Origin of the sequence: Burkholderia sp. Ac-20353 (assembly GCF_017104785.1) — a bacterium.
GTDB lineage: Bacteria > Pseudomonadota > Gammaproteobacteria > Burkholderiales > Burkholderiaceae > Burkholderia.
The window spans coordinates 1-26,618 of record NZ_JAAGPL010000121.1 but is presented as its reverse complement, the minus strand read 5'-3'; the positions used below and the strand labels follow the sequence as shown (position 1 = coordinate 26,618).

The window sequence follows — 26,618 nt, the reverse complement described above, 5'->3', positions numbered from 1 at the left end:
GCCGCGCGAGCGCGCATCGAGCAGCACCGCCCGCTGCGGCGCGCTCACGTAGCCGAGCGCGCGAATCCCCGCGCCGAGCCACGCCGCCTCGCTGTCGCGCACCCCGGGATTCGCTTCGCCGTGAGGCCGTTTCAGGCGCACCGTCAGGCGCCAGCGCTGCGCGGCGCGCAGGTCGGGCATCGCCGCCGCTGCAGCACGGCCGCCTCGGCTGCCGTAAGTGCGCCATGAAAGTCGGATCAGCGGCGGGAAATCGGCGAGGCCCGCGTCGTTCGACTCGACCGCGAGCAGGAATCGCGCGCCCGTGTCGTCGACCACCGGCAGCCCCCTGATCACGCCCGTGACCGTCATCTCGCGCCCCTCCGATGCGACAGGCAGGTGATCGCGCAGCCGCCACTCGGCCCGCGCGGCCGCATACCCGAATCCCGTCACACCGGCCGCGGCCGCGCACAACACCCAGCCGAGTGCGACAGTCGCCCGCGTCCACGGCCGACGTCGCACACACGCGATGCAAGCCGTCGCGAGCACGGCCAGCGCCGCGGCGCCACCGAACCATCCCGCCGCGCCGGGCAACGCCGCCTGCCGCTGCAGCACGACGACGCCGAGCGCGAATGCCACCCACCACACACGCATCCCGCCTCCCCGCAAACCCGGCGCAGCGCTTGCTACCGCCGGGCCGTCCGGAAACGATTATGCGGACGAAAGCGCGAGACGAGGCAGCGCGGCAAGCGCGTTAGCCGAAGTGCATAGGGCCAGCGTGGCCGCATCGACGCCACGCAGCTCGGCGAGCACATCGCCGATGCGGGGCACCTGATCGGGCGTGTTGCGGGATTTGTACGCCCATTCGGGCGCGATGTCGGGCGCATCCGTTTCGACGACGAGCGCGTCGACGGGCAGTTGCGTCGCGAGCCGGCGGATCTGCAACGCGCGCGTGAACGTCACGTTGCCGCCAAAGCCGAGATGGAGACCCTGCGCAAGATACGCCTGCGCCTGCTGGAAGCTGCCGTTGAACGCATGCGCGATCCCGCGCCGCACGCCGAAACGCCGCAGCCCCGCGAGCACGCGGTCCTGCGACTTGCGGACATGGCACAGCACCGGCAGGTCGAACTCGCGCGCGAGCTTCAACTGGCCCTGGTAGAAGAACTGCTGCCGGTCCTCGTCGAGCCCCGGCACGAAATAGTCGAGGCCGATCTCGCCGATCGCGACGAAGCGCGGGTCGTCGACGCTCGCCTCGATTTCCATGCGCAGCAGGTCGAGATCGCTGTCACGCGCATGCGGCGTATACATCGGATGGATGCCGAGCGCGTAGACCGCGCCCGGTGTGCGGTGCGCGAGCTCGCGCACGGTCGCGAAGTTGTCGCGCCCGATGCTCGGGATCACGACGCGCGCGACGCCGGCGTCGCGTGCCGCCTGCACGACCGCGTCCCGATCGGCATCGAACTCGGCGGCATCGAGATGGCAATGCGTGTCGATCCACATATCAGACCTCGCCGGGCCGCCCCGCCCGCTGCGGCACCCGATGCAACGGCTGCCGGCGCGCGGGGCGCGGATGGGTGTTTCAGACCGGGACGGCCGGCTCTTCGTGCAGCAGCCCGTCGCGCAGGCGCATGATGCGGTCGCAGCGCGCGGCGAGATCCGGATCGTGCGTGACGATCACGAAGCTCGTATCGAGCGTTTCCGACAGCTCGAGCATCAGGTTGAACACCGTGTCGGCGGTCGTGCCGTCGAGGTTGCCGGTCGGCTCGTCGGCGAGCACGCACGCGGGTTTCGTCACGAGCGCGCGCGCGATCGCGACGCGTTGCCGCTCGCCGCCCGACAGCTCGCCCGGGCGGTGCTTCGCGCGCGGGCCGAGCCCGACGCGCGCGAGCATCGCATGCGCCTCATCGCGCGCAGCCTCGGCCGTCATCCGGCGGATGCGCAGCGGCATCGCGACGTTGTCGAGCGCGGTGAACTCGGGCAGCAGGTGATGGAACTGGTAGACGAAGCCGAGCGCACGATTGCGCAGGTCGTTGCGCTCGCGCTCCGCGAGCTGCGTGAACGGCTTGCCGAGCAGCGACACCTCGCCCGCGCTCGGCTCGTCGAGCCCGCCCAGCACGTGCAGCAGCGTGCTCTTGCCGGAGCCCGATGCGCCGACGACTGCCAGCTTCTCGCCGCGCCGCACCGACAGCTCGGTGTTGTTGAGCACCTGCACGTTGAAGCCGCCCTGCACGAATGCCTTCGTGATGCCGCGCGCCTGAAGCACGTATTCCTGCATACCTGCCGAATCCTGTTTGATGGGTTGTCGTGAATCCGCGAATGCGGTTGCGCGGTCATTCATAGCGCAATGCCTCCGCCGGTTTCACCTTCGCGCCGCGCCAGCTCGGATAGAGCGTCGCGACCGCCGACAGCACGAACGCAATGAGGCCGATCTTGATCACGTCGCTCGCGACGAGTTCGGACGGCAGCTCGCTGATGAAGTACACCGACGGCGGCAGGAACTGCACGCCGAACAGATGCTCGATCATCGGGATCAGCCACGGAATGCTCCATGCGATCAGGCAGCCGAGCGCGACGCCCGTCGCAGTGCCGACGAAGCCGATCGTCACGCCCTGCACGACGAAGATCTTCATGATCGAGCCCGGCTGCGCGCCGAGCGTGCGCAGGATCGCGATGTCGGCCTGCTTGTTGGTGACCGTCATCACGAGCGACGACACGAGGTTGAACGCGGCCACCGCGATGATCAGCGTGAGGATGATGAACATCATCCGCTTCTCGATCTGCACGGCCGAGAACCAGGTCTTGTTCTGCTGCGTCCAGTCGCGGATGTACAGGCTGCCCGACAGCGAATGCGACAGCTCGACGGCCACCTCGGGCGCCTTCTGCATGTCCTGCACCCGCAGCCGCACGCCGGTCGGCGCGGGCAGCCGGAACAGCGCCTCGGCGTCCTGAATGTTGATCATCGCGAGCGTGCTGTCGTATTCGTAGTGGCCGGACTCGAACACGCCGACCACCGTGAACTGCTTCAGGCGCGGCATCATGCCGGCCGGCGTGATCGTGCCTTCCGGCGCGACCAGCGTGACCTTGTCGCCGACCGTCACGCCCAGATTGCCGGCCAGCGCGTCGCCGAGCACGATGCCGAACTGGCCCGGCACGAGCGCCGTCAACTGGCCGGCCTTCATGTCCTTGCCGATGTCCGACACCTGCGGCTCGAGCGTCGGCTCGACGCCGCGCAGCATCACGCCGCTCACCGCGTCCTGGCGCGTGAGCAGCGCCTGCGCGTCGACATACGGCGCGGCGCCGGTCACCGACGGGTTGCGGCGCGCCTCCTGCGCGGTCAGTTGCCAGTCGGGCATCGAGCCCGTCGGCGAAAACACCTCGACGTGCGCGAGCACCGACAGCATGCGGTCGCGCACCTCCTTCTGGAAGCCGTTCATCACCGACAGCACGACGATCAGCGCCGCGACGCCGAGCGCGATGCCGAGCATCGACACGAGCGCGATGAACGAAATGAAGCCGTTGCCGGTCGTGCGTTTGCCGGCGCGCGTATAGCGCCAGCCGATTTGCCATTCGTACGGAAGTTTCAAGCGAATCCTTTCTGCTGGTTGCGGCATGGGTGGCGGCCCGTGATACCGGTTGCCGCCCGCCCGGGCGGGGACAAAACCGGCCACCGGGCGCGAGCGGGCCGCAGGCCCGCCCGAACACGCGCGCAGTTTGCCATACAATGCGCAGCATCATGCACGACCGACGCCTCCATTTTCTCGTTCCGTTCGCACTGCCGTCGGCAGCCGATGCGGCCTCGTCCCTGCACACGCTGGACAGCCCTGCGCTCGAAAAGTTGCTGTCGCGCGCCAGCCTCGTCGAGCGGGTGGCCGGCGAGGACTTCCAGCGCACGCTGCCGCACGAGCGCTGGCTCGCCCGCCAGTTCGGCGCGGCCCAGGGCAATGCCGCCGACGAGGCGCCGCTCGCGCCCTACATGCTGCTCGCCGACGGCGGCGACCCGGGCGACCACGCGTGGGCCTGCGTCGAACCCGTGCACGTCGAGATCGCGCACGACCATCTCGTGCTCGTCGATCCGGCCGCGCTGGCGCTCGATGACGGCGACGCGGCCGCGCTGCTCGCCGTCGCACGCCCGCTGATCGAGGAACTCGGCGTGCGGCTCGAAGCCCCGCGGCCGAGCCGCTGGTACCTGTCGAGCGAGCAGCTTCGCAGCCTGGCCGGCGCCGCACCGTTGCGCGCGAGCGGCCGCAACATCGAGATCTGGCTGCCGCACGAGGCGCACACGGGCGAACGCTCGCGGATGTGGATGAAGCTGCAGAACGAAGTGCAGATGGCATGGTTCCAGCACCCCGTCAACGAAGCGCGCGAGGCGCGCGGCCTGCCCGCCGTCAACTCGATCTGGTTTCACGCGCAGGGCGCGCTGAAGCCCGTCGGCCAGCCGTTCGCGCGCGTGCTGTCTGCATCGCCCGCGGCACTCGGCCTCGCGCGCGCCGCGCGGGCCGCCGCCGGCACTCCACCCGCCGCGTTCGACCAACTCGCCGCCGCCGACGGCGCGACGCTCGTCGAACTGTCGGCGCTCACGACCCCATTCATCGAACAGGACTGGGCGCGCTGGCACGACACGCTCGCCGCGCTGGAACGCGACTGGTTCGCGCCCGCCCTCACCGCGCTGCAGCGCGGCGAGCTGGCAAGCGTCGACGTCACGCTGTGCGGCGACACCAGCTCCGCGACCCTGCGGGCGACCCGCGGCGACCTGCGCAAGTTCTGGCGCCGCCGCGCGCTCGCGTCCCTGTTCGAATAAAGCGACCCAGCATGACCCGCATCGTTACCCGTTCCGTCGCGCCAGCCGACGCCGAAGCGCTCGCGCGCCACGGCCTGCACCCCGTGCTCGCGCGCCTGTATGCCGCGCGCGGCGTGCAGTCCCCGTCCGACATCGAAACCGCGCTCGCGCGCCTCGTTCCGCCCACCGAACTGAAAGGCTGCGCCGACGCAGCCGCGCTGCTCGCCGACGCGATCGCCGACCGGCGCCGCCTGCTCGTCGTCGCCGACTACGACTGCGACGGCGCGACCGCCTGCGCGGTCGCGGTGCGCGGGTTGCGGATGTTCGGCGCGCAGATCGACTACCTGGTGCCGAACCGCTTCGAGTACGGCTACGGCCTCACGCCCGAAATCGTGGCACTCGCGGCCGCGCGCAAGCCCGACCTGCTGATCACCGTCGACAACGGCATCGCGAGCGTCGCGGGCGTCGAGGCCGCGAATGCGCGCGGCATCGACGTGCTCGTGACCGACCATCACCTGCCCGGCGACGCACTGCCCGCCGCGCGCGCGATCGTCAACCCGAACCAGCCGGGCTGCGGGTTCCCGAGCAAGCACATCGCCGGCGTCGGCGTGATGTTCTACGTGCTGCTCGCGCTGCGCGCCGAGCTGCGCCGCCGCGGCGCGTTCGCGAGCAAGGAAGCCGAGCCGCGCCTCGACGGCCTGCTCGACCTCGTCGCGCTCGGCACCGTCGCCGACGTCGTGCGGCTCGACGGCAACAACCGCGTGCTGGTCGCACAGGGGCTGCAACGGATCCGCAACGGCCGGATGCAGCCGGGCATCGCCGCGCTGTTCCGCGCGGCCGCCCGCGACGCCCGCACTGCGTCGGGCTTCGACCTCGGCTTCGGGCTCGGTCCGCGGCTGAACGCCGCCGGGCGGCTGTCCGACATGTCGCTCGGGATCGAGTGCCTGATCACCGACGACGTCGGCCGTGCGTGGGAGCTCGCGCAACAGCTCGACACGATGAACCGCGAGCGCCGCGAGATCGAGGCCGGGATGCAGCAGCAGGCGCTCGCCGATCTCGCGCACGTCGATCCGGCCGACGCGTGCACGATCACGCTGTTCAATCCCGAATGGCACCAGGGCGTGATCGGCATCGTCGCCGGCCGCCTGAAGGAGAAATTCCACCGGCCGTCGTTCACGTTCGCGCATGCGGACGAGCAAGGTGCGCGCGTCAAGGGCTCCGGGCGATCGATCCCCGGTTTCCATCTGCGCGACGCGCTCGACCTCGTGTCGAAGCGCGAACCCGACCTGATCGTCGCGTTCGGCGGCCATGCGATGGCGGCCGGCATTACGCTCGACACCGCGAACGTGCCGCGCTTCGCGGCCGCGTTCGAGGCAGTCGCACGCGAATGGCTGTCGGACGATGCGCTCGCCCGCGTGATCGAGACCGATGGCGAGCTCGAGGACGCATACTTCACGCCGCAGTTCGTCGGGCTGCTCGACGAGGCCGTCTGGGGCCAGGGCTTTCCGGCCCCGCTGTTCTCGGGCGAATTCGACGTCGTGTCGCAGTCGCTCGTGAAGGAGAAGCACCTGAAGCTGCAGCTTGCGCGCGGCCGCCAGCGCTTCAACGCGATCTGGTTCAACCACACGGAGCCGCTGCCGGCGAGCGCGTTCCTCGCGTACCGCCTCGTCGCGGACACGTGGAACGGCGTCACGCGCGTGCAGTTGATCGTCGAGCACGCGGGCGCCTGAGCGGGCGCCTACATGGGCACCTGCATGGCCGCCCGAGCGCGCCCGGGGCCGCGCACCGCCTCGCCCGGCGGGGCGCGGACGAGCGTCGCCCCCCTGCCGGCGCCACCGGGAGGCCGCCCCGATCGGCTATAATTCCGCTTTTTTACGAAGCACGAAAAGCGAAACGATCATGGAAGCGGAACGTCTCAACGCGATCGAAAGCTCCCTGCTCGACCTGCGCAGCCGCGCGGGCGAGCTTCGGGGGTATCTTTGACTACGACGCCAAAGCTGCGCGTCTGACCGAAGTCAACAAGGAACTCGAAGACCCGAACGTCTGGAACGATTCGAAGAACGCCCAGGCGCTCGGCCGCGAAAAGAAGCTGCTCGAAGGCGTCGTCACGACGCTGACGGTGCTCGATAGCGACCTGCGCGATGCGCTCGACCTGTTCGAGATGGCACGCGAGGAAGACGACGAGGACACCCTCGTCGCATCCGAGGAAGACGCTGCGAAGCTCGAAGCGCGCGTCGGCGACATCGAGTTCCGCCGGATGTTCTCGAACCCGGCCGACCCGAACAACTGCTTCATCGACATCCAGGCCGGCGCCGGCGGCACCGAGGCGTGCGACTGGGCGTCGATGCTGCTGCGCCAGTACCTGCGCTACTGCGAGCGCAAGGGCTTCAAGGCCGAAGTGCTGGAAGAATCCGACGGCGACGTCGCCGGCATCAAGAACGCGACGGTCAAGGTCACGGGCGAATACGCGTATGGCTTCCTGCGCACCGAAACGGGCATCCACCGCCTCGTGCGCAAGTCGCCGTTCGACTCGTCGGGCGGCCGCCACACGTCGTTCTCGTCGGTGTTCGTGTATCCGGAAATCGACGACTCGATCGAAGTCGAGGTCAATCCGGCCGACCTGCGCATCGACACGTACCGCGCATCGGGCGCGGGCGGCCAGCACATCAACAAGACCGACTCGGCCGTGCGGATCACGCACATGCCGACCGGCATCGTCGTGCAGTGCCAGAACGACCGCTCGCAGCACCGCAACCGTGCCGAAGCGATGGCAATGCTGAAATCGCGCCTGTACGAAGCCGAGATGCGCAAGCGCCAGGCCGAGCAGGACAAGCTCGAATCGAGCAAGACCGATGTGGGCTGGGGCCATCAGATCCGTTCGTACGTGCTCGACCAGAGCCGCGTGAAGGACCTGCGCACGAACGTCGAAATGAGCAATACGCGAGCCGTCCTCGACGGTGATCTCGACGACTTCATCAGCGCGAGCCTCAAACAGGGCGTGTAAGCGCCGCGGCGCGGCCCCGCCGCGCCGCCCCCCTCCCCCGTTTGCGTTGCCGCACCCACCCCGAATCCCGACCATCATGAACGAATCGACCCAAACGCAGCCCGCCGTCGCGGCGGACGAAAACCAGATCATCGCCGAACGCCGCGAGAAGCTGCGCGCATTGCGCGAGCAAGGCGTCGCCTACCCGAACGATTTCCAGCCGACGCATCACGCAGCCGAGCTGCAGGCGAAATTCGCCGATTCGGACAAGGCAGCGCTCGAAGCGAACCCGTTCGAAGTCGCGATCGCCGGCCGCATGATGCTCAAGCGCGTGATGGGCAAGGCAAGCTTCGCGACGGTGCAGGACGGTTCGGGTCAGATCCAGTTCTTCGTGACGCCGAACGACGTCGGCGCGGAAACCTACGACGCGTTCAAGAAGTGGGACCTCGGCGATATCGTGGCCGCGCGCGGCGTGCTGTTTCGCACCAACAAGGGCGAGCTGTCGGTCCAGTGCAAGGAGCTGCGCCTGCTGTCGAAGGCGCTGCGCCCGCTGCCGGACAAGTTCCACGGCCTCGCCGACCAGGAAATGCGCTATCGCCAGCGCTACGTCGACCTGATCGTCACGCCGGAAACGCGCGACACGTTCCGTGCGCGCACCAAGACAATCGCGTCGATCCGCAAGTTCATGGATACGGCCGAGTTCATGGAAGTCGAGACACCGATGCTGCACCCGATCCCGGGCGGCGCGGCCGCGAAGCCGTTCGTCACGCATCACAACGCACTCGACATGCAGATGTTCCTGCGCATTGCGCCGGAGCTGTACCTGAAGCGGCTGATCGTCGGCGGCTTCGAGCGCGTGTTCGAAATCAACCGGAATTTCCGTAACGAGGGCGTGTCACCGCGCCACAATCCGGAATTCACGATGATGGAGTTCTACGCCGCGTACACCGACTACCGCTGGCTGATGGACTTCACCGAGCAGCTGATTCGCCAGGCGGCGATCGATGCGCTCGGCACCGCGACGATCCAGTACCAGGGCCGCGAGCTCGACCTCGCGAAACCGTTCCACCGCCTGACGATCTCGCAGGCGATCCAGAAATACGCGCCGCAATACACCGACGGCCAGCTGACGGACGATGCATTCCTGCGCAGCGAACTGAAGCGCCTCGGCGTCGACGTCACGCAGCCGGCGTTCCTGAACGCGGGCATCGGCGCACTGCAGCTCGCGCTGTTCGAGGAAACCGCCGAAGCGCAGCTGTGGGAGCCGACCTACATCATCGACTACCCGGTCGAGGTGTCGCCGCTCGCGCGCGCATCGGACACGGTGCCGGGCATCACCGAGCGTTTCGAGCTGTTCATGACGGGCCGCGAGATCGCGAACGGCTTCTCGGAGCTGAACGATCCGGAAGACCAGGCAGCCCGCTTCAAGAAGCAGGTCGAGCAAAAGGATGCCGGCGACGAGGAAGCGATGTTCTTCGACGCCGACTACATCCGCGCGCTCGAATACGGGATGCCTCCGACGGGCGGCTGCGGGATCGGCATCGACCGTCTCGTGATGCTGCTGACCGACAGCCCGACGATCCGCGACGTGCTGCTGTTCCCGCACCTGCGCCGCGAAGACTGACCACCGGCCTTGGCTCCTGCGCGCCGCACCCCGCGGCGCGCAGTCCCCGGCTTTGTAACTGCGCGTAAATCCCGCCTGCCGGCGCCCGCCGGCAAATGATCCGCCCCCGCTTTATCTCCTCGTCGCACGAGCCCTCCCCGGGTTTTCCCTGTCTTGCCGGGAAATTTTCCACTGCGAATCGTTACAACTTGATACGGCGCGCCGCGCGCGTCTGGACGACACTGCGTTTGCAAAATAAACGCACGAACGCGTGCGCCAGCTTTGCATGTGACCCGAATCAGCGCTGATGCGCGAGCCCGGGTCGACAGGAGAGCAAAAAATGGACAACCAGAACCAGACCACGCCGCAAAAGCAACGCCTCCACCCGCTCGTCGCCACCGCGGCGGGCGCTGTCATCGTCGCGAGCCTCGCGGCGACCGCAGCCATCACCGGCCTGATCCCGAAGGCGACCGGCAACAACGAGCAGAACGGCCAGACTCAGGCCGCGCTGATCGCGTCGCAACCGGCGGTCGACACGGCAGCGGCGGCCAGCGCGGCACGTGCCGCGCAAGCGCAGCAGATCGCAGCCGAGCAAGCGCCGCAACAGCAGGCGCCGGTCGCCCAGGCCCAGCCGCAACCCGCACCGCGCCCGGCGCCGCCGCACCATCGCCACCATGCGTCGACGGCCCCGCAGCCGCCTCAGTACGCGCAGCAAGGCGGCGGTTACGCGCAGCCGTCCCCGTCCTACTGCCAGACCTGCGGTACGGTCGTTGCGATCAACCAGTCGCGCACGCCGGGCCAGAGCTCGGGTATCGGCGCAGTCGGCGGCGCCGCGGCAGGCGGCCTGCTCGGCAACCAGTTCGGTCACGGCAACGGCCGGACCGCCATGACGCTGCTCGGCGCGCTGGGCGGCGGCCTTGCCGGCAACCAGGTCGAGAAGCAGGTGCGTGCGGAAACCGACTACCAGGTGCAAGTGCAGATGGAAAACGGCACGACGCGCACGTTCACGTACCACAACCCGCCGCCGTTCGGTCAGGGCCAGCGCGTGCGGATCGAGAACGGGACGCTGGTCGGCGCATGACCGCCCGGCTGCCCGCGTGCGAAGCGCGGGCAGTTTGACGCAACAACGAAAAACGGCTCGTGATTGCTCACGAGCCGTTTTTGTTGCTGCAGACGGGAATCGCGCACGCGGTGCGGTGCGATGCGCGGCGTTCAGTCTTCGTCGTCGAAGTCCGATTCGTCGATCCAGTGCGCCTGGATCGCTTCGAGAATCTTCTCGCCGGAGTGCGTCGGATCGTCGGCGAATCCGTCGAGTTCGAGCACCCACTGACGCAAATCGACGAAATTGATCCGCTGCGGATCGATATCGGGATGCTTGTCCGCCAGCGCGATCGCGATCTCGCGCGAATCAGTCCATTTCATCGCTTGCCCTCCGGTCCGATGCAAAGCCGTCAATGATTTTCTTTCGCGTGATTGATCGAGTACTTCGGAATCTCGACCACCAGGTCCGAATCTTCCTGCACGATCGCCTGGCACGACAGGCGCGACGTCGGCTCGAGGCCCCACGCCTTGTCGAGCAGGTCGTCCTCGTCCTCCTCGGACGGTTCCAGATCGTTGAAGCCCTCGCGGATCACCACGTGGCAGGTCGTGCACGCGCACGACTTCTCGCAAGCGTGTTCGATCTCGATGCCGTTGTCGAGCAGGTTGTCGCAAATACTCTTGCCGGGCGTCGCGTCGATCACCGCGCCATCCGGGCACAGTTCGACGTGAGGCAGCACTACCAGTTGAGGCATGTCCGTTCCGTCATTCCAGGTGCGGCGGCTTGCGCCGCACGATTCATCATAGCGCCGGCCGTCGCCGGCCGGCGCGCATGTTGTTCGCTCAGTTCGTTCAGATCTCGTCGAGCCGGCGGCCGGCGAGCGCGCGCTTGATGCTCTTGTCCATCCGGCGCGCGGCGAATTCGTCGGTGCCTTCCGCGAGCGACTTGGTCGCCGCCTCGATCGCGTCCGTGTCGTCGCCCTGCGCGACCGTGCGCAGCGCCGCGACACGCGCGTCGACATCCGCGCGCTCGGCATCGTCGAGCAGTTCGCCGTCCGCGGCAAGCGCCGCTTCCGTCGCCTCGACCATCCGCTCGGCCTCGACCTGCGCCTCGCGCAATGCGCGCGCGCGCATGTCGATCTCGGCGGTCTTGAAGCTTTCCTCGAGCATCTTCGCGATGTCGTCGTCGGCGAGGCCGTACGACGGCTTCACGACAACCGACGCCTCGACGCCCGAATGCTGTTCGCGCGCGAACACCGACAGCAGCCCGTCCGCGTCGACCTGATAGGTCACGCGGATGCGCGCGGCACCGGCCACCATCGGCGGAATGCCCCGCAGCTCGAAACGCGCGAGCGAACGGCAGTCGGCGACGAGCTCGCGCTCGCCCTGCACGACGTGGATCGCCATCGCGGTCTGGCCGTCCTTGAAGGTCGTGAACTCCTGCGCGCGCGCGATCGGGATCGTCGAATTGCGCGGAATGATCTTCTCGACGAGGCCGCCCATCGTCTCGACGCCGAGCGACAGCGGGATCACGTCGAGCAGCAGCCAGTCGTCGCCGCTGCCGCGATTGCCGGCGAGCAGGTCGGCCTGGATCGCCGCGCCGAGCGCGACGACCTGGTCCGGATCGAGATTCACGAGCGGCGGCTGGCCGAAATGCTTCGCGACCGCGTCGCGGATCACCGGCATGCGCGTCGCGCCGCCGACGAGCACCACACCCTTGATATCGGCCGGCGTCACCTGCGCGTCGCGCAGTGCCTTGCGGGTCGGCGTCAGCGTACGCTGCACGAGCGGCTCGACGAGCGCGGCGAACGTATCGTGCGTGACCGTCTGCGCGAGCTGCACGCCGGTCGACAGCGTGACGTCGAGCGACGCCTGCGGTGCCGCCGACAGCGCTTCCTTCAGCACGCGCACGCGATCGAGCAGCAGGCGCACGTCCTCGGGCGCGAGCGTCGCCGGATCGATGCCGGCCTGCGCGAGCACGTGAGCGAACAGCGCATGGTCGAAATCGTCGCCGCCAAGCGCCGAGTCGCCGCCCGCGGCGAGCACTTCGAACACGCCCTTCGTCAGCTTCAGGATCGACAGGTCGAACGTGCCGCCGCCGAGGTCATATACCGCGTACAGACCTTCGGCCGCGTTGTCGAGGCCGTAGGCAATCGCCGCCGCGGTCGGTTCGTTCAGCAGGCGCAGCACGTTCAGGCCGGCGAGACGCGCGGCATCCTTCGTCGCCTGGCGCTGCGCTTCGTCGAAATAGGCCGGCACCGTGATCACCGCGCCGACCAGCTCGTCGCCGAGCGTATCTTCCGCGCGCTGGCGCAGCGTTGCGAGAATCTCGGCCGACACCTCGACCGGGCTCTTCACGCCGTCGACGGTGCGGATCTGCACCATGCCCGGCGCGTCGACGAATTCGTACGGCGCGTTCGCCGCGCCTTCGACTTCGGCCTTGCCGCGGCCCATGAAGCGCTTGACCGACACGATCGTGTTGCGCGGGTCGGTCGCGGCCTGCTCCTTCGCGTCGTGACCGATCCGGCGGCCGCCCTTCTCGAGGTAACGCACCACCGACGGCAGCAGCACGCGGCCCGCGTCGTCCGGCAACACTTCCGGCACGCTGTTGCGCACGGCCGCGACGAGCGAGTTCGTCGTGCCGAGATCGATCCCGACGGCGAGCCGCCGCTGGTGCGGCGCCGGCGCCATGCCCGGTTCGGAAATTTGCAGTAAAGCCATCTTGGTTCGTTCGGGCGCTCACGCCCGTTTGCTGCGCGTGCTGCGACGCACGCGGTTAATGTTCGAGCCGCTCGATCTGCGCGCTCACTTCCGACGCGACCCGCTCGATGAACATCATCTGGCGCACGGCCTCGGCGGCGGGCTGGTCCGCGCCGCTGTCGAGCAACGTGCCGAGACGTTCGAGACGCGCGCGCTTTTCGTCGCGCAGTTCGGCAAGCAGCGCGTCGAGTGCATCGACGTTACGCGCCGCCGCGGCATCCTCGATGCCTTCGCGCCACTCCATCTGCTGCATCAGGAACGCCGGCTCCATCGCGGTGTTGTTCTCCGCACCGATATCGACGCCGCGCAGCAACAGCAGATAGGTCGCCCGCTTCAGCGGATCGCGCAACGTCCGGTATGCCTCGTTCGCACGGGTCGCCCATTGCATCGCGATGCGCTTCTGCGCGTCGCCCGCCGCCGCGAAGCGGTCGGGATGCACCTGCGTCTGCACGGTCCGGTACGCGGCGTCGAGCGCCGCATCGTCGATCGCGAACTGCGCCGGCAGGTGGAACAGGTCGAAGTGGCTGTCTTTCAGCGAGACCATCGTCGCGTTCAATTCCAGTTCGTCGCGCGGCGAACGCCGCGCATTAAAAAGGCGGCATGTGCCGCCTCTTGCCCGCATCGCGCGGTCGTCACACGCGGAACGATTCGCCGCAGCCGCACTCGTCCTTCACGTTCGGGTTGTTGAACTTGAACCCTTCGTTCAGGCCTTCGCGCGCGAAATCGAGTTCGGTGCCGTCGATGTACGCGAGGCTCTTCGGATCGACGATGACCTTCACGCCATGGCTCTCGAACACCTGATCCTCGGGTGCGAGCTCATCGACATACTCGAGCTTGTACGCGAGGCCCGAGCAACCGGTCGTGCGAACGCCGAGCCGCAGGCCCAGCCCCTTGCCGCGCCGGCCCAGGTACTTCTGGACGTGCTGCGCTGCTTTTTCGGTCAGTGTAATTGCCATGATGTCCTTGCCGCGGCGCGCCGATCGCGGCGCGTCGCGTTCCAGCTAGTCGCTCGATGGCGCTCAGGCAGCTGCCTGATCGCCTTGCTCGCCGTCGTGGCGCTTCTTGTAGTCGGCCACCGCCGCCTTGATCGCGTCTTCCGCGAGGATCGAACAGTGGATCTTCACGGGCGGCAGCGCGAGCTCTTCGGCGATCTGCGTGTTCTTGATCGACAGCGCCTCGTCGAGCGTCTTGCCCTTCACCCATTCGGTCACGAGCGAGCTCGACGCGATCGCCGAGCCGCAACCGTACGTCTTGAACTTTGCGTCCTCGATCACACCGTCCGCACCGACGCGGATCTGCAGCTTCATCACGTCGCCGCAGGCCGGCGCGCCGACCATGCCCGTGCCGACTGCGTCGTCGTCCTTCGCGAACGAGCCGACGTTACGCGGGTTTTCGTAGTGATCCAGAACCTTGTTGCTGTAAGACATGACTCAGACTCCTTGACTCGTTACGTCTGCGTGCGCCAATCCGCCCGCGTATGTATTCAATGCGGTTTTAGTGCGCGGCCCATTCGATCGTCGACAGATCGATGCCTTCCTGGTGCATTTCCCAAAGCGGCGACAGTTCGCGCAGCTTCGCGATCTTGCTGTTCAGCAGATTGATCACGTAGTCCACCTCCTGCTCCGTCGTGAAGCGGCCGACCGTGAAGCGGATCGAGCTGTGCGCGAGTTCGTCGTTGCGGCCGAGCGCACGCAGCACGTACGACGGCTCCAGCGACGCCGACGTGCACGCGGAGCCCGACGACACCGCGACGTCCTTGATCGCCATGATCAGCGACTCGCCTTCGACGAAGTTGAAGCTGATGTTCAGGTTGTGCGGGATCCGGTGTTCCATGTCACCGTTCACGTAGGTTTCCTCGATCTGCGACAGGCCGCGCAGCAGCTTGTCGCGCAGCATCCGGATCCGCTCGTTCTCGGTCGCCATTTCTTCCCTGGCGATGCGGAATGCCTCACCCATGCCGACGATCTGGTGCGTCGCCAGCGTGCCCGAACGCATCCCGCGCTCGTGACCGCCGCCGTGCATCTGCGCTTCGATGCGCACGCGCGGCTTGCGGCGCACGTACAGCGCGCCGATACCCTTCGGGCCGTAGGTCTTGTGCGCGGAGAACGACATCAGGTCGACCTTCAGCTTCGCGAGGTCGATCTGGACCTTGCCGGTGGACTGCGCGGCGTCGACGTGGAAGATGATGCCCTTTTCGCGACAGATCTCGCCGATCGTCTCGATGTCCTGGATCACGCCGATCTCGTTGTTGACGTGCATCACCGACACGACGATCGTGTCCGGGCGCAACGCGGCCTTGAACGCGTCGAGGTCGATCAGTCCGTTATCCTTCACGTCCAGATAGGTGACTTCGAAGCCGTCGCGCTCGAGCTCGCGGCAGGTGTCGAGCACGGCCTTGTGCTCGGTCTTCACCGTGATGATGTGCTTGCCCTTGCCCTGGTAGAAGTTCGCGGCGCCCTTGATCGCGAGGTTGTCCGACTCGGTCGCGCCCGACGTCCAGATGATTTCCCGCGGATCCGCGTTCACGAGCGCGGCGACCTGCTCGCGAGCCTCTTCGACCGCGCGTTCCGCGTCCCAGCCGTACGCGTGGCTGCGCGACGCCGGATTGCCGAACTGCTCGCGCAGGTACGGCACCATCTTGTCGACCACGCGCGGATCGACCGGCGTCGTCGCGCTGTAATCCATGTAGATGGGCAGGTGGAGAGTCTCTTGGGTCATCTGTCGCTCCGGGTATTCTGTGCAGGGACTATGTGTTGGATGTCAGCGGGCCGTGTCGGCACTCACGAACTGGCGATATTGAACACCGAATTCGGACCGAGCGGCATCGTGCGCACCGGCTCGGCGGGCGCGGCGACGGGCTCCGGCGAGCGGCGGTCGCGCAGCACTGCGGGCGCGCCTTCGCGCGTGCGCTGCTGATCGACGAGATCCTGCAGCGACACCGAATCGAGGTATTCGACCATCTTCTGATTGAGGGTGGCCCACAGCTCGTGCGTCATGCAATGGCCGTCCGGCTGCTTCGAGCCGTCGCACGTGCCTTTGCCGCCGCACTGCGTGGCATCGAGCGGTTCGTCGACCGCAATGATGATGTCGGCAACGGTGACGTCCTGCGCGCGACGCGCGAGGTTGTAGCCGCCGCCCGGACCGCGCACGGATTCGACGATTTCATGTCTGCGCAGCTTGCCGAACAGCTGTTCGAGGTACGAGAGCGAAATCCGCTGGCGCTGGCTGATGCCTGCAAGCGTCACCGGGCCCTGCTCTTGGCGCAGTGCCAAGTCAATCATCGCCGTGACGGCGAAACGACCTTTAGTGGTGAGTCTCATGGTGTCTAGGGGACTGCAATCTTGACGATTTTGGTCAAGTATAAATATTTGACGAATTTAGTCAAGTATCCCTGTCTTCAACAGGGTATTCGCAAAGCAGTTAACAGAACCACTTCGAGAACCGCTTCGGAACTCAACTCGACACGCGCTCGCGCAACGTATCCAGCAGGCCGCGGCACGCGTCCTCGCACTGGTCGAGCACTTGCTCGAAACCTTGCGCGCCGCCGAAATAAGGGTCAGCAACCTCGGTTTCCAGCGCCTGCGGCGCGAACGCCATCAGCAGCCGCAGCTTGCCTCGAAATTGCGGCGGGCAGCGCCGGCGCAGTTCCGCGAGATTGGCCTCGTCCATTGCGAGCAGCAGATCGAAGCGCTCGAAATCGGCTACGCCCACCTGCCGCGCGCGCAGCGCCGACAGGTCGTAGCCGCGCGCGCTTGCGGCCGTCTGCGCCCGCGCATCGGGCGGCTCGCCAACGTGCCAGTCGCCCGTGCCGGCAGAATCGATTTCGACGCGATCCGACAGCCCGGCAGCCTCTACCTGATGGCGCATCACGCCTTCCGCGGTGGGAGAACGGCAGATGTTGCCGAGACAGACGAAACAGATCGCTACGCGGGTCATCACGCTACCGGAAAGCCGCGGCGGACCGCGCATGGACAGAACGCGCCATTATACAAAGGCACGCGGATTCGCGCCGCCGCGCCACGCGACGGCAAACTGCGTCAAAGCGCCTTCGGCACGGCGAGTGCGACGTCGCCCGACGCAGCAGGCAGCGATTTCGCCGTATCGCCGACGAGACCGAACGACACGGTGCGCGCGAGCTCCGCCGATGCCTGGTGAACCGCAAGCGGCCCGCGCGACGGTGCGCTACCGACCGAGTGCAGATAAGCGGCAGCCGCGAGCGGCACGATGATCGCCAACGGCCAGTACATCGATATTGTCTTTTTCATGATGCGACCTCCTTGACCTGATGCCCCGAAACCCTCTTCCGGGGACTACAGGCGCAATTCTATAGATCGCATCTATCGGGATAAATATGCAAATAGCGAACGCAGTGTTGCGGCCCGATGAACAGTCGCGCGCGGTCAGCCGAGATGGCTGCGGGACGCCGCGTACAGCTCGCGGAACGTGCGCCCCGTCGGCACGGGCAGGTCGCGCGTATCCATCCAGCCGCCCATCATCGGCAGGCGCCGCAGCATGCCGCGATCGCCACCCAGCCGCTCGAGTATGCGCACCGCGAGTTTCGTCGTCAGCGCGTACAGCATCGGCCGACGCGCGACGAAGCCCCACACGGCGAGCGCCGCCCGCTCGCGCCATGGCCGCAGATGCCGCTCGACCTGCTTCTCGCGCAGCGTGCGCAGCAGATGCGACAACGGAATGCCGACCGGACACACGCTGTCGCACTCGCCGCACAGCGTCGCCGCCTGCGGCAGGTCGAGCGCACGGTCGAGCCCGACGTAGCTCGGCGTCAGCACCGAGCCCATCGGCCCCGGATAGACCCAGCCGTACGCATGGCCGCCGACCTTCTGGTACACGGGGCAATGGTTCATGCACGCACCGCAGCGGATACAGCGCAGCATCTCCTGGAATTCGCCGCCGATGAGGCCCGTGCGGCCGCCGTCGACGAGCACCACGTAGTTGTGCTCGGGGCCGTCCTCGTCGCCCGGCTGGCGCGGCCCCGTCAGCAGCGAGAAATAGTTCGACGCCTTCTGGCCGGTGGCCGAGCGCGGCAGCAGGCGCATCGCGGTCGCGAGATCCTCGAGCGTCGGCAGCACCTTCTCGATGCCCGTCACCGCGACGTGCACGCGCGGCATCACCGTGCACATCCCCTCGTTGCCCTCGTTCGTCACGAGCGCGACCGAACCCGTCTCGGCGATCACGAAGTTGCCGCCCGTCACGCCCATGTCGGCCGACAGGAATTGCGGGCGCAGCATCTCGCGCGCCTCGCGCGTCATGTCGGGAATCTCGGTGAGCCGTTCGCGGTGGTGAGTGCGCGCGAACAGGTCGGCGATCTCGTCCTTGTCCTTGTGCACGACGGGCGCGATGATGTGGCTCGGCGGCTCGTTGTCGTTGATCTGCAGGATGTATTCGCCGAGATCGGTCTCGATCGACTGCACGCCCATCTCCGCGAGCACCGCGTTGAGCTGCATTTCCTCGGTCACCATCGACTTGGTCTTGATGACCTTCTTCACGTCGTGACGGCGCGCGATGTCGGCGACGAGCCGCGCGGCGTCGGCCGTCGTCTCCGCGAACAGCACCGTGGTGCCGCGCCGCGTCGCCTCCTGCTCGAACGCCTCGAGCCACACGTCGAGGTTCTCGAGCGCGCGGTCGCGGCGCGCCTTCAGCGCCGCGCGCGTCGCCGGGAAGTCGATCTGCGTGATCGCGTCGGCGCGTGCCGACACGAACTTCGTCGACAGCTTCTTCAGGTTCTGCTGCAGGCGCTGATCGGCGAGCTTCTGGCCGGCGCGCGCCTTGAAATGCATCGATTGGACTTGCATCGCGGTATCGGGGAAAAGTGAGCGGAACCGGGCGTCAGACGTCGCCCGCGAGCACCTGCGCGACGTGCAGTACGCGCGTGTCGCGGTCGCCCGTCCGGCGCAACCGCCCTTCGATGTTCAGCATGCAGCCGAGATCGCCGAGCACGACGGCGCCCGCGCCGGACGCGCGCACGTTCGCGCATTTCTCGTCGGCAATCGCCGCCGAGATGTCGCCGTACTTGACCGCGAACGTGCCGCCGAAGCCGCAGCAGTGCTCGCAATCCTTCATCTCGGTGATCGCGACGCCGCGCTGCGCAAGCAGCGCGCGCGGCTGCGCCTTCACGCCGAGCTCGCGCAAGCCCGAGCACGAGTCGTGGTACGTGACCGGGCCCGCGAACTCGCCGGGCTCGAGCTTCACCCTCGCGACATTCACGAGGAAGTCGGTCAATTCGTAGACCTTTTGCTGGAACCGGGAGAAACGCCCCATCAGCTCGGGGTCGTCGCGGAACAGGTCGCCATAGTGCGCGCGGATCATCCCGCCGCACGACCCCGACGGCGCGACCACGTAGTCGAACTGCTCGAACTCGCGCAGCGTCTTCTCCGCGAGGTCGCGCGCGAGCGCGCGGTCGCCGGAGTTGTACGCCGGCTGGCCGCAGCACGTCTGCGCCGGCGGCACGAACACCTCGAAGCCCGCGTCGCGGATCAGCTTGAGCGCGGAAAAGCCGATTTCGGGACGCATCAGATCGACCAGGCAGGTCACGAACAAACCGACTCGCATATGCGCTCCTTCGAGAAAACGGCCCTCATTATCCGCCGTTTGCCCGGCAAGACCAACGCCGCCGCGCAACGCGGCCCGCCCGGCGCGGAAACGAGGACTTCCTCGAACGCCGTTCGCTTTTTTCACGATACGAGATACAATCGGCGCAACAGCGTTTGACGCATCAACCGATTCTCCGACATGACCAACCCGACCCCGGATTCAAAAACGTCGATCCAGGTGATCGAACGCATGATGCGGTTGCTCGACGCCCTCGCCGCGCACAGCGACCCTGTCAGCCTGAAGGAACTCGCGCAACGCACCGAGCTGCACCCGTCGACTGCGCACCGCATCCTCAACGACATGGTGACCTGCCGCCTCGTCGACCGCTCCGATCCGGGCACGTACCGGCTCGGCATGCGGCTGCTCGAGCTCGGCAACCTCGTGAAGGCACGCCTGTCGGTGCGCGACGCGGCGCTGATGCCGATGCGCGAACTGCACCGCCTCACCGGACAAACCGTGAACCTGTCGGTACGCCAGGGCGACGAGATCGTCTATATCGAGCGCGCGTATTCGGAGCGATCCGGGATGCAGGTCGTGCGCGCGATCGGCGGCCGCGCGCCGCTGCACCTGACGTCGGTCGGCAAGCTGTTCCTCGCGGCAGACGAAACGTCGCGGGTGCGCGCGTATGCGACGCGCACCGGGCTCGCCGGCCACACGCAGAACAGCATCACCGAGATTGCGAAGCTCGAGCGTGAGTTGACGATCGTGCGCCAGCAATCATGCGCACGCGACAACGAGGAACTCGAACTGGGCGTGCGCTGCATTGCAGCGGGCATCTACGACGATTCGGGCAAGCTCGTCGCGGGCCTGTCGCTGTCGGCGCCGGCCGACCGCCTCCAGGACGCGTGGCTCGGCCAGTTGAGCCGCACCGCGCTGACCATCTCGGAATCGCTCGGTTACCGGCCCGAAAACGCGAAGGACGCGAATGGCCTGCAGCGGCAGGCCTGAGCGGCTGCCGCGGAACCGGACGAACGAAAAAAAGCCCCGCGTTTTTCGCGGGGCTTTTTGCTGGTTTCGCTGGTTTCGGCATCGCGGCGCCGAAGCGCCGCCGGAAGCACGATCAGGTGCCGCCGTTCGGCGAATTGGCTGCCGTCAGGCGCTCGCCGCCGCCGGCGTCGAGCCAGTTGCGCAGCCGTGACGCATCGGCGAAACGCGAATACTTGCCGTACGAGTCGAGCAGCACCATCACCATCGGACGGCCATGGATCGTCGCCTGCATCACGAGGCACTCGCCCGCTTCGTTGATGAAGCCGGTCTTCTGCAGGCCGATGTCCCACGAGCCGTTGCCGCGGATCAGCGCATTCGTGCTGTTGTAGGCGAGGTTCCGCTTGCCCGTGTACACCTCGTAGCTGCGATCGGTCGAGAACTTGCGGATCAGCGGGTACTGGTACGCCGCGTCGACCATCTTCACGAGGTCACGCGCGCTCGACACGTTCGAGCTCGACAGCCCGGTGGAGTTCTCGAAGTGCGTATCGGTCATACCGAGCGCCTTCGCCTTTGCGTTCATCGCCGCGATGAACGCCGGACGGCCGCCCGGGTAGTAGCGCGACATCGACGCCGCCGCGCGGTTCTCGGACGCCATCAGCGCGATGTGCAGCATGTCTTCGCGCGACAGCACCGAGCCGACCGACAGGCGCGAGCCGGTACCCTTCTCGTAGTCGCGATCCTCGTCGGTGACTTCGATCTGGTCGGTCAGCGGCAGCTTCGAGTCGAGCACGACCATCGCGGTCATCAGCTTCGTGATCGACGCGATCGGCACGACCGCGTGCGAATTCTTGTCGAACAGCGGCTCGCTGGTGTTCTGGTCGACCACATACGCAACGCTCGAGCGCAGCGCGAGCGCGTCCGGCGTCTCGTGCAGGCCGAATGCCTGGCCGACCGACGGCTGGCGCGGCTGGAACGCGACCCGGCGCACGGCGCCGTGGTGGCCGTGCACGTTCGCGGCGAGCGTCGCGCGCTTGCGCGTCGATTTTGCACGCGGTGCGTCATCGGTGGCGGACGCCGATTTCACCGACTTCTTCGCGGACGAAGCAGTCGCTTTCTTCTTGGCGGCTTGGTGAGACTTCGCAGTGGCGGCAAAGGCGTCAGTGGGCGCAACGGTGGCAGTGGCCGCCAGCAGGGCGACGGCGACCGACACCGCTGTGCCGAGCGCCATGCTCTGCAACATTCTGCGCGGTGAAAACGATTCGGCTTTCATTGGGGTCTGGACAAAGCGGCGGGAGTTTCCGCAAGTGTAGTTAAGGCTGAAAAAATAAGCAATATTAGGCACTTACCGATCGTCTTTAAACCGGATTGTAAGCGTCGTCGAAAACACAATCGATCGACGCCCCTGCTCCCATCAAAAAAAATCATGACGGGCGCACAGCCTCACAGTGCTCGCCTCCCGATAACCACTCGGCTATTTGAGATAACGTCACTTTGAGCGTGTTTTAAAGCGGGGAAACTACGTATCCGGCGCTCGGCGGGCCAAGCGGCACGTGTCGGCGCAACGGCGATGGCACATCGCTGCGGCGCGAATCGAAACGGCGCGCTTTTCGACAAGAACAAGAGGACAACGTTCCACCCCCCTGTCAGGTTTACCTGCGCGCGATCATGGTGCGCCGCACGTGCCCGCGAACCGTGCGCAGCATGTGGGACAACACGCGTGCGCGGCGCCTGAAACCGATTCCGAAACCGTCGGATAACTCGTTGTTTTGTCGATAATTTATCAGCATTGTGCGACGCACAAAAAGTCCTTGACATCGGCTTTGTCTGCCCTAAAATAAGCTCCATTGCTGCGTCGCACAAAGCGCGCACAACCGAGGTTCCCCATCGTAGTGCCTACTACAATCTTGCGATCGTCGCGATCGCTTTTCAGGAGCTTGACATGTCCTTGCTGACCCCCGAGCAAATCGCCGCCGCACAGAAAGCCAACCTCGAAAGCCTGTTCGGTCTGACGACCAAGGCATTCGAAGGCGTCGAAAAGCTGATCGAACTGAATCTGCAAGTTGTGAAGTCGACGCTCGCGGAATCGCAGGAAAACGCGCAGCGCCTGCTGTCGGTGAAGGATGCACAGGAACTGATCGCGCTGCAGACGAGCCTGTCGCAGCCGGTCGCGGAAAAGGTGCTGTCGTACGGCCGTCACCTGTATGAAATCGCGTCGGCCACGCAAGCCGAGTTCGCGAAGGTTGCCGAAGCGCAATTCGAAGAGCAGAACAAGAAGGTCCAGGCTCTGGTCGACAACGTCGCGAAGAACGCCCCGGCAGGTTCGGAAACGGCTGTCGCCGCGCTGAAGTCGGCGCTGAACGCCGCTAACACGACGTACGAAACGGTGCAGAAGGCTGCGAAGCAGGCCGTCGAGATCGCCGAGACGAACTTCAACGCCGCCGCTGCCGTCGCAACGAAGGCTGCCAGCGCAGCTGCTTCGCGCCGCACGAACAAGCCGGCCGCGTAAGCGCTTCACGCGTTCCGAAAAAGCCGCGCCCAGCGCGGCTTTTTCTTTTGCAGCGGCACACTGCAGATGATCTGACCCCGCACTTTGCGTCATTGATCGCGCCACTCATCGCGCGCTGGCGCGCAGCGCCACGCAGAAAACCAAACGCCGCTTCCCGGTCACCCGGGAAGCGGCGTTTTTCGTGGCCGGCGCACGCGCCGGCGGCAACGACTGCCAGACTTACTTCTTGCGTTGCGGCGGCAGGTCCGTGCAGACGCCTTCGTACAGCTCCGCCGCCATGCCGATCGATTCGCCGAGCGTCGGGTGCGGATGGATCGTCTTGCCGATGTCTTCCGCGTCCGCGCCCATTTCGACGGCCAGGCACACTTCGCTGATCAGGTCGCCCGCGTTCAGGCCGACGATTCCGCCGCCGATCACGCGGTGGGTTTCCTCGTCGAAGATCAGCTTCGTGAAGCCTTCGTCGCGGCCGTTCGCGATTGCGCGGCCCGAAGCCGCCCACGGGAACACTGCCTTGCCGTACTTGATGCCTTCGGCCTTGCACTGCTCTTCCGTCTTGCCGGCCCACGCCACTTCCGGATCGGTGTACGCCACCGACGGGATCTGCAGCGCATCGAAGTACGACTTCTCGCCGTGTGCCGCTTCCGCTGCGACGTGGCCTTCGTGCACGGCCTTGTGCGCGAGCATCGGCTGGCCGACGATATCGCCGATCGCGAAGATGTGCGGCACGTTGGTACGCAGCTGCTTGTCGACTTCGATGAAGCCGCGATCCGTCACCGCGACGCCGGCCTTGTCCGCGCCGATCTTCTTGCCGTTCGGGCTGCGGCCGACCGCGACCAGCACGAGGTCGTAGCGCTGCGGCTCGGCCGGCGCCTTCTCGCCCTCGAACGTCACGTAGATGCCGTCTTCCCTGGCCTCGGCACCGACGGTCTTGGTCTTCAGCATCACGTTGCCGAAGCGCTTCGCGTTGTACTTTTCCCAGACCTTGACGAGATCGCGGTCCGCGCCGTTCATCAGGTTGTCGAGCATTTCGACGACGTCGATCTCGGCGCCCAGCGTCGCGTAGACGGTGGCCATTTCGAGGCCGATGATGCCGCCGCCGATCACGAGCATCCGCTTCGGCTGCTGGCGCAGTTCGAGCGCGCCGGTCGAATCGACGATGCGCGGGTCATCCGGCAGGAACGGCAGATTCACCGACTGCGAGCCGGCCGCGATGATCGCCTGCTTGAAGCGGACGACCTTCTTGCCGCCTTCGCCCTGCACTTCCATATGATACGGATCGACGAATGCGCCGACGCCTGTCACGACTTCGACCTTGCGCGCCTTCGCCATGCCGGCGAGGCCCGTCGTCAGTTTCTTGACGACGCCCGACTTGAAGTCGCGCAGCTTGTCGAGGTTGATCTCGGGCTTGCCGAACGTGATGCCGTGCGATGCGAGCGCTTCCGCTTCGTCGATGACGAGCGCGGTGTGCAGCAGCGCTTTCGACGGAATGCAGCCGACGTTCAGGCACACACCGCCGAGCGTCGAATAGCGTTCGACGAGCACGGTCTTCATGCCGAGATCGGCAGCGCGGAACGCGGCCGAATAGCCGCCGGGGCCGGCGCCGAGCACGAGCATGTCGCACTCGACATCGACGGCGCCGGCATAGCTGCCTGCCTGCGGCGCGGCAGCCGGAGCGGCTGCGGGCGCCGCAGCGGGTGCGGCCGGTGCAGCAGGCTTGGCCGGTTCGGCGGCCTTCGCGGGCGCCGCGGCAGCGGCCGACACCTCGACGAGTGCGATCACGGTGCCTTGCGAGACTTTGTCGCCGGCCTTGACCTTGATTTCCTTGACGGTGCCGGCGACGTCGCTGGGCACTTCCATGGATGCCTTGTCCGATTCGAGCGTGAGGAGCGTCTGCTCCTTTTCGATCACGTCGCCTGGCTGGACGTTGACTTCGATGACATCGACGCCGCTGAAATCGCCGATATCCGGCACTTTGACTTCGATGAGACTCATTACTGTCCCCTTCTTGATTAGCTGCAGACAGAGGGAGGAGAAACTCGCGAATTGAACGAACTGCGACGACGGTCTGACAAAAGAACGCGAACCTGGGCAGGACCACCTTTGCCGTCCGCCCAAGGACGCGCCTTTCTTTTGGTTACTTTTCGTTGGAAGACAAAGAAAAGTGACCGCCGCCCCGCGCAGGGGCGACGCTAATAGACCGTTAGCGATGCAGGTTCAACGACGAGGCGCGGACGACCGACCCAAACCCCGCGCCCTTGCAAGCTCCCCCGCTCATCAAAGAATTACGCGACGGAAATCACCCAGAAGCGCAGCGAGGAATGCATTGAACCGCGCGGCTTCCGCGCCATCGATCACGCGATGGTCATACGACAGCGACAGCGGCAGCGTGAGGCGCGGCACGAACTGCTTGCCGTCCCACACCGGCTTCATCTGGCCGCGCGACAGCCCGAGGATCGCCACTTCCGGCGCATTGATGATCGGCGTGAAGTTCGTGCCGCCGATCCCGCCGAGCGACGAGATCGAGAAGCAGCCGCCTTGCATCTGGTCCGGCTTCAGCTTGCCGTCGCGCGCGGCCTTCGACAGTTCGCTCATTTCCTTCGCGATGTCGACGAGGCCCTTCTTGTCCGCATCGCGGATCACCGGCACGACGAGGCCGTTCGGCGTGTCCGCGGCGAAACCGACGTGGTAGTACTGCTTGAACACGAGGTTGTCGCCGTCGAGGCTCGCGTTGAAGGTCGGGAACTTCTTCAGCGCGGCGACGACTGCCTTGATCACGAATGCGAGCATCGTGAACTTCACGCCGGCCTTTTCGTGCTCCTTGTTCAGCTGCACGCGCAGCGCTTCGAGCTCGGTGATGTCCGCTTCGTCGTTGTTCGTGACGTGCGGGATCATCACCCAGTTGCGATGCAGGTTCGCGCCCGAGATCTTCTTGATGCGCGACAGCGGCTTCGCCTCGAACGGGCCGAACTTCGCGAAGTCGACCTTCGGCCACGGCAGCAGGTTCAGCTCGCCGCCGCCTGCCGGCGCGGCTGCCGCGACCGGCGCCACGCGCTGGCCCGTCATCACGCCCTTCACGAAGTTCGTGATGTCTTCCTTCGTGATGCGGCCCTTCGGACCGCTGCCCGCGACGCGCGCGACTTCGACGCCGAGTTCGCGCGCGAACTTGCGCACGGACGGCGATGCGTGGCTCGCGCGGTACTCGCCGGCCGGCGCTGCGGCGGGTGCAGTGACCGGTGCAGGCGCTGCGACCGGAGCCGGTGCCGCCTTCGGCGCGGCCGCCGGGGCAACAGCAGCCGGTGCGCCTGCCTGCCGTGCTACGGCAGCCGGCGCGCCGGCTGCTGCGAGCAGCACGATCAGCGTGCCTTCATACCACGCGGTCCCACCCCTGACCCTCATTGTCGTCGCGACGCCGGCGTCCTGCCCTCGGCCGGCCATT

26 protein-coding genes are annotated in these 26,618 nt (G+C 66.6%); 7 read left to right on the top strand and 19 right to left on the bottom strand.

Annotated elements, in window-relative coordinates; genetic code table 11:
- From G3N94_RS27500 to G3N94_RS27485, 4 genes are all read right to left on the bottom strand, one after another.
- On the bottom strand, window positions 1-630 hold a 630-nt coding region (locus G3N94_RS27500; RefSeq protein WP_205795678.1), incomplete at its 3' end, for a ComEC/Rec2 family competence protein.
- A gap of 57 nt (window positions 631-687) precedes the next feature.
- Window positions 688-1,476, bottom strand: a complete 789-nt coding sequence (locus tag G3N94_RS27495; RefSeq protein WP_205795677.1) for a TatD family hydrolase — start codon at window positions 1,474-1,476, stop codon at window positions 688-690.
- A 79-nt stretch (window positions 1,477-1,555) separates the two neighbouring features.
- Window positions 1,556-2,251: a lipoprotein-releasing ABC transporter ATP-binding protein LolD gene (gene lolD, locus G3N94_RS27490; RefSeq protein WP_205795676.1), complete on the bottom strand. Its 696-nt coding sequence runs from the start codon at window positions 2,249-2,251 to the stop codon at window positions 1,556-1,558.
- Between the two features lie 55 nt (window positions 2,252-2,306).
- Complete coding sequence (locus tag G3N94_RS27485; protein ID WP_205795675.1) at window positions 2,307-3,560, bottom strand: lipoprotein-releasing ABC transporter permease subunit; 1,254 nt, start codon at window positions 3,558-3,560, stop codon at window positions 2,307-2,309.
- Window positions 3,561-3,697: 137 nt separating this feature from the next.
- Here G3N94_RS27485 and G3N94_RS27480 point away from each other — a divergent pair, with 137 nt between their 5' ends.
- The 5 genes from G3N94_RS27480 to G3N94_RS27460 all read left to right on the top strand — a co-directional run bounded on the left by G3N94_RS27480 (window position 3,698) and on the right by G3N94_RS27460 (window position 10,420).
- A complete protein-coding gene (locus G3N94_RS27480) occupies window positions 3,698-4,774 on the top strand; it encodes a regulator (protein ID WP_205795674.1) in 1,077 nt (358 codons plus the stop codon).
- Window positions 4,775-4,785: 11 nt separating this feature from the next.
- A complete protein-coding gene (recJ, locus tag G3N94_RS27475; RefSeq protein ID WP_205795673.1) occupies window positions 4,786-6,483 on the top strand; it encodes a single-stranded-DNA-specific exonuclease RecJ in 1,698 nt (565 codons plus the stop codon).
- 169 nt (window positions 6,484-6,652) lie between these two features.
- A protein-coding gene (prfB, locus tag G3N94_RS27470) for a peptide chain release factor 2 (RefSeq protein WP_205795672.1) occupies window positions 6,653-7,757 on the top strand; the annotation gives its coding sequence in 2 pieces (ribosomal slippage) (window positions 6,653-6,733 and window positions 6,735-7,757; 1,104 coding nt in all).
- A gap of 76 nt (window positions 7,758-7,833) precedes the next feature.
- On the top strand, window positions 7,834-9,360 hold the full coding sequence (gene lysS / locus G3N94_RS27465) for a lysine--tRNA ligase (RefSeq protein WP_205795671.1): 1,527 nt from the start codon (window positions 7,834-7,836) through the stop codon (window positions 9,358-9,360).
- 319 nt (window positions 9,361-9,679) lie between these two features.
- Window positions 9,680-10,420: a glycine zipper 2TM domain-containing protein gene (locus G3N94_RS27460; RefSeq protein WP_205795670.1), complete on the top strand. Its 741-nt coding sequence runs from the start codon at window positions 9,680-9,682 to the stop codon at window positions 10,418-10,420.
- Window positions 10,421-10,551: 131 nt separating this feature from the next.
- Here G3N94_RS27460 and iscX read toward each other — a convergent pair whose 3' ends face one another.
- The 12 genes from iscX to G3N94_RS27400 all read right to left on the bottom strand — a co-directional run bounded on the left by iscX (window position 10,552) and on the right by G3N94_RS27400 (window position 19,707).
- Window positions 10,552-10,761 carry a Fe-S cluster assembly protein IscX gene (gene iscX / locus G3N94_RS27455; RefSeq protein ID WP_205795669.1) on the bottom strand — a complete coding sequence of 70 codons (210 nt, stop codon included), beginning with the start codon at window positions 10,759-10,761 and terminating at the stop codon, window positions 10,552-10,554.
- Between the two features lie 29 nt (window positions 10,762-10,790).
- The gene (gene fdx / locus G3N94_RS27450; protein ID WP_006754135.1) at window positions 10,791-11,132 is read right to left on the bottom strand and encodes an ISC system 2Fe-2S type ferredoxin; all 342 of its coding nucleotides are present in this window, start codon (window positions 11,130-11,132) and stop codon (window positions 10,791-10,793) included.
- A 97-nt stretch (window positions 11,133-11,229) separates the two neighbouring features.
- Window positions 11,230-13,098 (bottom strand): Fe-S protein assembly chaperone HscA, encoded by a 1,869-nt coding sequence (hscA, locus tag G3N94_RS27445; protein ID WP_205795668.1) that lies wholly within the window; start codon window positions 13,096-13,098, stop codon window positions 11,230-11,232.
- A gap of 55 nt (window positions 13,099-13,153) precedes the next feature.
- Window positions 13,154-13,681: a Fe-S protein assembly co-chaperone HscB gene (gene hscB / locus G3N94_RS27440; protein WP_205795680.1), complete on the bottom strand. Its 528-nt coding sequence runs from the start codon at window positions 13,679-13,681 to the stop codon at window positions 13,154-13,156.
- Between the two features lie 88 nt (window positions 13,682-13,769).
- The gene (gene iscA / locus G3N94_RS27435; RefSeq protein ID WP_124598719.1) at window positions 13,770-14,093 is read right to left on the bottom strand and encodes an iron-sulfur cluster assembly protein IscA; all 324 of its coding nucleotides are present in this window, start codon (window positions 14,091-14,093) and stop codon (window positions 13,770-13,772) included.
- Between the two features lie 63 nt (window positions 14,094-14,156).
- Window positions 14,157-14,564, bottom strand: coding sequence for a Fe-S cluster assembly scaffold IscU (iscU, locus tag G3N94_RS27430; protein ID WP_205795667.1), 408 nt, complete (start codon window positions 14,562-14,564; stop codon window positions 14,157-14,159).
- A 67-nt stretch (window positions 14,565-14,631) separates the two neighbouring features.
- Window positions 14,632-15,855 (bottom strand): IscS subfamily cysteine desulfurase, encoded by a 1,224-nt coding sequence (locus G3N94_RS27425; protein WP_205795666.1) that lies wholly within the window; start codon window positions 15,853-15,855, stop codon window positions 14,632-14,634.
- A gap of 62 nt (window positions 15,856-15,917) precedes the next feature.
- Window positions 15,918-16,457 (bottom strand): Fe-S cluster assembly transcriptional regulator IscR, encoded by a 540-nt coding sequence (iscR, locus tag G3N94_RS27420; protein WP_059890355.1) that lies wholly within the window; start codon window positions 16,455-16,457, stop codon window positions 15,918-15,920.
- A 133-nt stretch (window positions 16,458-16,590) separates the two neighbouring features.
- Window positions 16,591-17,073 (bottom strand): low molecular weight protein-tyrosine-phosphatase, encoded by a 483-nt coding sequence (locus G3N94_RS27415; protein ID WP_205795679.1) that lies wholly within the window; start codon window positions 17,071-17,073, stop codon window positions 16,591-16,593.
- 101 nt (window positions 17,074-17,174) lie between these two features.
- Window positions 17,175-17,402 carry a hypothetical protein gene (locus G3N94_RS27410; protein WP_205795665.1) on the bottom strand — a complete coding sequence of 76 codons (228 nt, stop codon included), beginning with the start codon at window positions 17,400-17,402 and terminating at the stop codon, window positions 17,175-17,177.
- Window positions 17,403-17,537: 135 nt separating this feature from the next.
- Window positions 17,538-18,950 (bottom strand): lactate utilization protein B, encoded by a 1,413-nt coding sequence (locus tag G3N94_RS27405; protein WP_205795664.1) that lies wholly within the window; start codon window positions 18,948-18,950, stop codon window positions 17,538-17,540.
- Window positions 18,951-18,984: 34 nt separating this feature from the next.
- Entirely contained in the window at window positions 18,985-19,707 is a 723-nt protein-coding gene (locus G3N94_RS27400; protein ID WP_205795663.1) for a (Fe-S)-binding protein, read from the bottom strand.
- A gap of 180 nt (window positions 19,708-19,887) precedes the next feature.
- Here G3N94_RS27400 and G3N94_RS27395 point away from each other — a divergent pair, with 180 nt between their 5' ends.
- Window positions 19,888-20,697, top strand: coding sequence for an IclR family transcriptional regulator (locus tag G3N94_RS27395; RefSeq protein WP_205795662.1), 810 nt, complete (start codon window positions 19,888-19,890; stop codon window positions 20,695-20,697).
- Window positions 20,698-20,809: 112 nt separating this feature from the next.
- Here G3N94_RS27395 and pbpG read toward each other — a convergent pair whose 3' ends face one another.
- Complete coding sequence (gene pbpG, locus G3N94_RS27390; protein ID WP_205795661.1) at window positions 20,810-21,946, bottom strand: D-alanyl-D-alanine endopeptidase; 1,137 nt, start codon at window positions 21,944-21,946, stop codon at window positions 20,810-20,812.
- 669 nt (window positions 21,947-22,615) lie between these two features.
- Between pbpG and G3N94_RS27385 the strand changes: the two genes are divergently transcribed.
- Entirely contained in the window at window positions 22,616-23,182 is a 567-nt protein-coding gene (locus G3N94_RS27385; protein WP_205795660.1) for a phasin family protein, read from the top strand.
- 219 nt (window positions 23,183-23,401) lie between these two features.
- Here G3N94_RS27385 and lpdA read toward each other — a convergent pair whose 3' ends face one another.
- Entirely contained in the window at window positions 23,402-25,174 is a 1,773-nt protein-coding gene (lpdA, locus tag G3N94_RS27380) for a dihydrolipoyl dehydrogenase (protein ID WP_205795659.1), read from the bottom strand.
- A 282-nt stretch (window positions 25,175-25,456) separates the two neighbouring features.
- Window positions 25,457-26,618: dihydrolipoyllysine-residue acetyltransferase (locus G3N94_RS27375; protein WP_205795658.1), on the bottom strand; the 1,162-nt coding region annotated here is incomplete at its 5' end.

Coding starts and splice junctions, on each gene's coding strand:
- G3N94_RS27400 (WP_205795663.1), bottom strand. CDS start 19,707: ATGCGAGTCGGTTTGTTCGTGACCTGCCTGGTCGATCTGATGCGTCCC.
- pbpG (WP_205795661.1), bottom strand. CDS start 21,946: ATGAAAGCCGAATCGTTTTCACCGCGCAGAATGTTGCAGAGCATGGCG.
- G3N94_RS27410 (WP_205795665.1), bottom strand. CDS start 17,402: ATGAAAAAGACAATATCGATGTACTGGCCGTTGGCGATCATCGTGCCG.
- iscU (WP_205795667.1), bottom strand. CDS start 14,564: ATGTCTTACAGCAACAAGGTTCTGGATCACTACGAAAACCCGCGTAAC.
- lolD (WP_205795676.1), bottom strand. CDS start 2,251: ATGCAGGAATACGTGCTTCAGGCGCGCGGCATCACGAAGGCATTCGTG.
- iscA (WP_124598719.1), bottom strand. CDS start 14,093: ATGGCAATTACACTGACCGAAAAAGCAGCGCAGCACGTCCAGAAGTAC.
- recJ (WP_205795673.1), top strand. CDS start 4,786: ATGACCCGCATCGTTACCCGTTCCGTCGCGCCAGCCGACGCCGAAGCG.
- G3N94_RS27385 (WP_205795660.1), top strand. CDS start 22,616: ATGTCCTTGCTGACCCCCGAGCAAATCGCCGCCGCACAGAAAGCCAAC.
- G3N94_RS27415 (WP_205795679.1), bottom strand. CDS start 17,073: ATGACCCGCGTAGCGATCTGTTTCGTCTGTCTCGGCAACATCTGCCGT.
- hscB (WP_205795680.1), bottom strand. CDS start 13,681: ATGGTCTCGCTGAAAGACAGCCACTTCGACCTGTTCCACCTGCCGGCG.
- G3N94_RS27495 (WP_205795677.1), bottom strand. CDS start 1,476: ATGTGGATCGACACGCATTGCCATCTCGATGCCGCCGAGTTCGATGCC.
- iscR (WP_059890355.1), bottom strand. CDS start 16,457: ATGAGACTCACCACTAAAGGTCGTTTCGCCGTCACGGCGATGATTGAC.
- G3N94_RS27425 (WP_205795666.1), bottom strand. CDS start 15,855: ATGACCCAAGAGACTCTCCACCTGCCCATCTACATGGATTACAGCGCG.
- hscA (WP_205795668.1), bottom strand. CDS start 13,098: ATGGCTTTACTGCAAATTTCCGAACCGGGCATGGCGCCGGCGCCGCAC.
- iscX (WP_205795669.1), bottom strand. CDS start 10,761: ATGAAATGGACTGATTCGCGCGAGATCGCGATCGCGCTGGCGGACAAG.
- G3N94_RS27480 (WP_205795674.1), top strand. CDS start 3,698: ATGCGCAGCATCATGCACGACCGACGCCTCCATTTTCTCGTTCCGTTC.
- G3N94_RS27405 (WP_205795664.1), bottom strand. CDS start 18,950: ATGCAAGTCCAATCGATGCATTTCAAGGCGCGCGCCGGCCAGAAGCTC.
- G3N94_RS27395 (WP_205795662.1), top strand. CDS start 19,888: ATGACCAACCCGACCCCGGATTCAAAAACGTCGATCCAGGTGATCGAA.
- lpdA (WP_205795659.1), bottom strand. CDS start 25,174: ATGAGTCTCATCGAAGTCAAAGTGCCGGATATCGGCGATTTCAGCGGC.
- G3N94_RS27460 (WP_205795670.1), top strand. CDS start 9,680: ATGGACAACCAGAACCAGACCACGCCGCAAAAGCAACGCCTCCACCCG.
- fdx (WP_006754135.1), bottom strand. CDS start 11,132: ATGCCTCAACTGGTAGTGCTGCCTCACGTCGAACTGTGCCCGGATGGC.
- lysS (WP_205795671.1), top strand. CDS start 7,834: ATGAACGAATCGACCCAAACGCAGCCCGCCGTCGCGGCGGACGAAAAC.